Here is a 5,993-nt window from a genome sequence, read left to right on the forward strand (position 1 = left end):
TTGTCTTCTTCAACAAACGATTCTATAGACTCAAGTCTAATTTGTTCTCTAGTTCCATTTTGGATATAGTTCATAATTTAAGGCCCCCTAATAACTGTTATTTAATCAAATTATACCATATTAAGGTACTTTTCGCACAACCTGCCGGCGGAAATTCTGAGACACGCAGTGGCTCAGTTGCTATTAAATCAGATTTTCTTTATCTGTTCTCTTCTTAAAAATTGTACTTCATCTATAAATATATAGAATATTTTTAAATTTTCAGTATATTATTTAATTGTACAAGATTAATTAATGGTAGTAACATTCAACTACCTAAAAAAACACTCACTATGGGGGAGTAATTTTATGAAGAGAAGATATTATAAAAAAGTAATGTCAATACTTGTAACAACAGGTTTCATAGCATCATTAGCATCATACTATCCATCAAACGCACAGGAAAATGATGTGATGAAGAAGGCATTAGAAAACTATAAAGCTAGCGGAATAGAATCTAGTTTAGAGTTGGTGCCTATAGATGTAGATATAGACACTAAAAGTGAAGAAATGTTAAATGTAATAGTAGAACTTAAAGATGCTCCAAATGAAAAAAATGCTACTAAAATAAAAGCTAGCCATGAAAAGTTTAAATCACATGTTAAAAAGTTAAATGCTAAAAAAGGTAACAGTGAAATAAAGTTAAAAGAAGAATTCACAAAAACTTTCAACGGAATAAGTTTATCTATAAAAGGAACGGAAGTAGATCAATTATTAGAGAGTGAAGAGGTAGAGAAAGTTTGGTTAGATAAAGAAGTAAAAATCCAGCCGATACAACAACAAAAAAGTGAGCTTACTAAAGGAAAATCTATTAAATATCCAAATGAACTAGATAGCAATGTTCAAATAGGTGCAGATGAACTACACAAAGATAAGATAACAGGTAAAGGTATTAAAGTAGGGGTACTAGATACAGGTGTAGATTATAATCACCCAGATCTAAAAGATAACTACAAGGGTGGATATGACTGCGTAAATGAAGATAATGACCCTATGGAAACTACATACAAAGACTGGCAAGCATCAGGCGAGCCTGAGTATCAAGGAGGAGAATATTATACATCGCATGGTACACACGTAGCAGGTAGTATATTAGGTAGTGGTAAAAGTGGTACTGACAATGCTGTGACAGGTGTTGCACCAGAAGCAGATTTATATGCATATAAAGTGTTAGGACCATATGGTTCAGGAACTTGGAGTGATGTTATACAAGCCATAGAAATGTCTGTAGAAGATGGTATGGATGTAATTAACTTATCATTAGGTATGAGTTCAAATAATCCTTATTCTCCAGTAGCACAATCTACAAACAATGCTACACTACTTGGAACAACTGTAGTAATAGCAGCAGGTAATGAAGGACCCGATGCAGGTACATTAGGATCTCCTGGAGCAGCAGCATTACCTTTAACAGTAGGAGCTAGTACATATACCACATCACACACTTATTACAATACTAAACTAGGTGATAAAGAATATGATTTAAAACTTATGGCTAAGGATTTTGACAATAAAATACAAGAACTAAACAATAAAACTTTCCCTATAACATATGTTAAAGGTGGGCAAGAGTATCATTATGAAGAGCTTGGAATAGAAAGTATGGAAAATCAAATAGCTTTAATAAGTCTTAGCGTAGAGTCCTTACCTCAATCTATAAAAATAGCTAAGGAAAAAGGTGCTAAGGGAATAATAGTATATGGAAAGTATGAGGATATAACGTATATTGATGAAAATAAAGATTTCTTACCTACATTTGCAGTAGATACAGCTACTGGAGAAGAAATAAAGCAATTAGTAGAGAGTGGAAATAATAAAATGTCTTTTGTAAAAACATATGAAGGAAAAGCTGAAGGAAAAGAAGAGTTAGCATATTTCAGTTCTCAAGGTCCTTCATACTATGAGTTTGACATCAAACCAGATGTAGTAGCTCCAGGAGTAGATGTATACTCAACAGTACCAGGATATATCAATGATGTAAAAAATAATAACTATAATTATGCATATGCTAGAATGAATGGTACATCTATGGCTACACCTCACGTAGCTGGAGCAGCTGCACTTGTTAAGCAAGCACATAAAGATTATACTCCATCTGAAATAAAAGAAGCACTTATGAATACTTCAGAGGAGTTATCTTATGAATATGGTACTAACCAAGTAGGCAGTGGTAGAATAAATGTGCATGATGCAGTAGATTCAGATGTAAAAATTTCTGTACAAGATGATAACTACACAACAGCTACAACAGGTTCTCTATCATTTGGAAAGTATGAAGATAGCGAGAATGATACAAAAGTAACTAAGAAAGTAGAAATCAAAAACAGTCACAATAAAGAAAAGAAATTTAAAGTAGAGACAGAATTTGTTAAGATGTATCCAGCTACTGATGCAGAGTTTAATAAAGTAAAACTACAAAATGTACCAAAGGAAATAACTGTAGGTAAGAAAACATCAGTATCTATAGAACCTACTATAGTAGTACCTAAAGATGCAGAGAAAGGTTCGTATCAAGGATACATAACACTTACTAATACTAAGAACAGTAATGAAGTATATAGAGTACCATTTAGTATTAACTACTCTAAAGAAGGTATAAAAGAAATGAAAAACTTAAGAGATGGTACCTCTACAAAATATGATGAGTTATTTGATCAAGCAATAGAAACATCATTGATTCTAAGTAGTCATATGACAGAAATAGGTGCATATGTAAGAGACTATGATACTAAAAAACTATTAGGTATATCAGGTAGTGCAGATATAAGTGGGTTACCTATAAATACACCTATAAGAATAGCTGCATTTAATGGTACTATCTTCCCTATCAATGAAAATGGAGATATAGAAAATGAAGTAATTAGATTATCAGAAGGTGACTATGAGTTAGTATTCTATACTAAAGACGCACTTGGAAAAGAATATGTTGCAGGTGACTATGTACGTGTAGACAATACAGCTCCAGAGATGAGCTTTGAAGGTAATCAACCAGGAGTATATGAATTAAAATCAGGTCAAACTGATTTTGTAGTAAAAGGTAAATCATATGATGAAGGATTAAAAATAGCAAGTGATAAACATCCTGAATCTAATTTAGACCAATCATGGTCCAACTTATACAAATATAAGCATAATAATTTTGGTAGTTTAGAAATGTATATACCAGAAACAGATGGTTCATTTGAAATGAAACATAAATTAGATACTAATCAAGATGTCAACAAAATAGCGGTAACAGGTATAGATATATTTGGAGCAGGTAGTTTAAGAGAAAAAAGAGATTTCTATGTAGTTAAGCCAGGTACTGAGTATATATACTCTAGTTTTGATAAATATATTGTAAATCATGGTGATGAAGTAACTATGGATGTAACTATGAACAATATAAAAGAGTTCAAAAATGGTGAGTTTAATATACATAATATAGACCGTCACACTATAGAGGGTGTTGAGCTTACAGAAGAGTTCAAATTACTAGCTAAGGAGAATGGATATGAGTTTGAAATAAGCTCTAAAGACAATTCTCAAGTAGAATATGATATATATAAATCAACTATAGTAACTATAAATCCGACTAAAGAAGGTGACTCTCCTCTGAATATAGATAATAGTACACCTATATTCAAGGTTAAGTTAAAGGCAGAGAAAGATACATACTACAACCCAGCAGATTATGAAGTATTTGAAGAAGCGTTAGTAGATGGAGCTACTATAAATGGTAATTCATTAGCAAATATACTGAATACTACTTTTAGCTATCAAATATACAAATAAGATTAAAAACTAGATTTGATTTAAGTTGATATGGGGACTGTAGATATATTTGTGTAAATTCAAATCTATCTACAGTCCCCTATTTAAGTAATTAGTTTTTCTGTATTTTAATTCTATATTATTTAGCTGCTATTTTAACTGCCATTTCCATAGCTATAGTTGCTATTTTATCTTTTTCAATTAATTTTTCATCATTTGATAAACTTCTTACATCCCATTCTTCACTATCTAAATTATCTGCGGCATAGAAAAAATGGAATACTTCTTTTTCTCTAAAAGAGGCTACTGCGCCTACTGCCGAACATTCCATATCTACACAGATACACCCTTGATCTTTTCTTCTTTGAACTTTATCTCTTGTTTCTCGGTAAAATGCATCTGTGGTCCATGCTTTACCTATGGTGTATTTTAATTCATATCTATCTAGTATTTCTATAAATTCATTTATGTATTTAGTATTTACTTCAATTTCATCTGATGGTGGTGCATAGTGATAGCTAGTGCCTTCATCTCTTATTGCACTATTTGGTATTATTATAGAGCAATCTTCTATTGATGCATCTAGTACTCCACAAGTTCCAAATAGTATTATTTTTTCGCATCCCATTTGGAACATTTCTTCTATTTCTCCTATGCAGCAGGGTGCGCCTACTGTTGACATGTATAGAGCTATATCTATATTTTCATAGTTTACTTTGTAGATTATATTTTCTCCGTTAGCACCACTTGTTTGTGATATTTGAGTGGCATTTAATTCTTTTATTATTCTTTCAAAAGTTGTTTTTGAAAAGCAGGATACTGCTATTTTAGGAAATCCATCTATTTTACTTTTTATATTCCAAGGATTTATTATAGCATTTTTATTTTCATCGAACTCATGCAGTATCATATATATTCCCCCTCAATATTATGTGTTTTTGTAATTGTAGCAGAATATATTTTTATCTACAATATAAGTATTTCTCAATTTATAGATTATTTTCCCATAATTAGTAAATACTAATATAAATTATTGATTAAACTTATATCACTTTTATATTTATAAGTTTGACTTCGGAGGAAGTATGAATATATTAAAAATATCTTTTGTTTTAGTAATAACATCGCTTTTGATTACCTTTGCATGTTTTGGTAAAGAAAAAGAAACCATTAATTATAAATTTGATACAAATAATGACTTAAGTATGTATATAGCTACTGATATACACTACTTATCTAATAAGCTAACTGACAATAAAGGTGCATTTGATAAATATGTCACTTTTGGTGATGGTAAACAGCTTTTTTATATTAATGAAATATTTGATGCTTTGACAAATACTATAAAAAATAAAAAACCAAATATCCTTATATTAAGTGGTGACCTTACTAATAATGGCGAATTAGAAAGTCATAAAGACTTAACTAAAAAACTTTCATCAATGGAGGAATCAGGAACTCAGGTATATGTCATCCCAGGTAATCATGATATTTCTAATCCTTGGGCTAGAAAATTTATAGAAGACAAACAATATATAACCGATAGTATAAGTGAGAATGAGTTTAGAAGTATGTATTCTAATTTCGGTTTTGATAATGCTGTACTTGAAGATGAGGATAGCCTTAGCTATTTGGCTACACCTAGTGAAGATGTATGGCTATTAATGCTAGATACTAATAACTATAAAACTAATACTAACCTGGGATATCCGCAAATGAAAGGTTCTCTTAGTAAAAGTACTCTTAGTTGGATTAATAAATGTATTTCTTTAGCTAATGAGCATGGTGCAAAGATTATTCCTGTAATGCATCATAGTATTATGAATCACAATGATGTTTATAATGATGGTTATACTTTAAACGATAACAATAAATTAATAGAAGTTTTTAATGAGAACAACATAGATTTTGTTTTGAGTGGTCATATACATATTCAAAATATTGCAGTAAATAAAAGTAATGATAATAATTTATATGATATTGCTACTGGCTCTTTAGCTGTTTATCCTCATAATTTTGGACAACTTAATTACAGTACTAGTGATGATAAGTTTATATACCAGTCTTCTAGGTTAAATATATCAGATAAAGTTTTAAATAATTTTGATGAGTATTCTAGAGAGTTCTTTGGTAATTCTATTTATAACAGGTATTACAATAAATTAAGCAAGTACGGCAATTTATCAAAGGAAAATATAGAT

3 protein-coding genes are annotated in these 5,993 nt (G+C 30.4%); 2 read left to right on the top strand and 1 reads right to left on the bottom strand.

Going from position 1 to position 5,993, the window contains the following annotated elements; all coding sequences use genetic code 11:
- Positions 1–348 precede the first annotated feature (348 nt).
- On the top strand, positions 349–3,813 hold the full coding sequence (locus ACRC03_RS08085; RefSeq protein WP_438652054.1) for a S8 family serine peptidase: 3,465 nt from the start codon (positions 349–351) through the stop codon (positions 3,811–3,813).
- Positions 3,814–3,931: 118 nt separating this feature from the next.
- Here the strand turns inward: ACRC03_RS08085 and ACRC03_RS08090 are convergent, their stop codons facing one another.
- Positions 3,932–4,702 carry a nucleoside phosphorylase gene (locus ACRC03_RS08090; protein ID WP_438652055.1) on the bottom strand — a complete coding sequence of 257 codons (771 nt, stop codon included), beginning with the start codon at positions 4,700–4,702 and terminating at the stop codon, positions 3,932–3,934.
- A gap of 175 nt (positions 4,703–4,877) precedes the next feature.
- Between ACRC03_RS08090 and ACRC03_RS08095 the strand changes: the two genes are divergently transcribed.
- The coding region (locus ACRC03_RS08095) for a metallophosphoesterase (protein ID WP_438652056.1) at positions 4,878–5,993 on the top strand (1,116 nt) is incomplete at its 3' end.

It is taken from the genome of Romboutsia sp. (assembly GCF_051659545.1).
In the GTDB taxonomy this organism is placed as follows: domain Bacteria; phylum Bacillota; class Clostridia; order Peptostreptococcales; family Peptostreptococcaceae; genus JBOFOR01.

What these genes read in the sequence shown, in the direction of transcription:
- ACRC03_RS08090 (WP_438652055.1), bottom strand. Translation starts at nt 4,702, where the DNA reads ATGATACTGCATGAGTTCGATGAAAATAAAAATGCTATAATAAATCCT.
- ACRC03_RS08085 (WP_438652054.1), top strand. Translation starts at nt 349, where the DNA reads ATGAAGAGAAGATATTATAAAAAAGTAATGTCAATACTTGTAACAACA.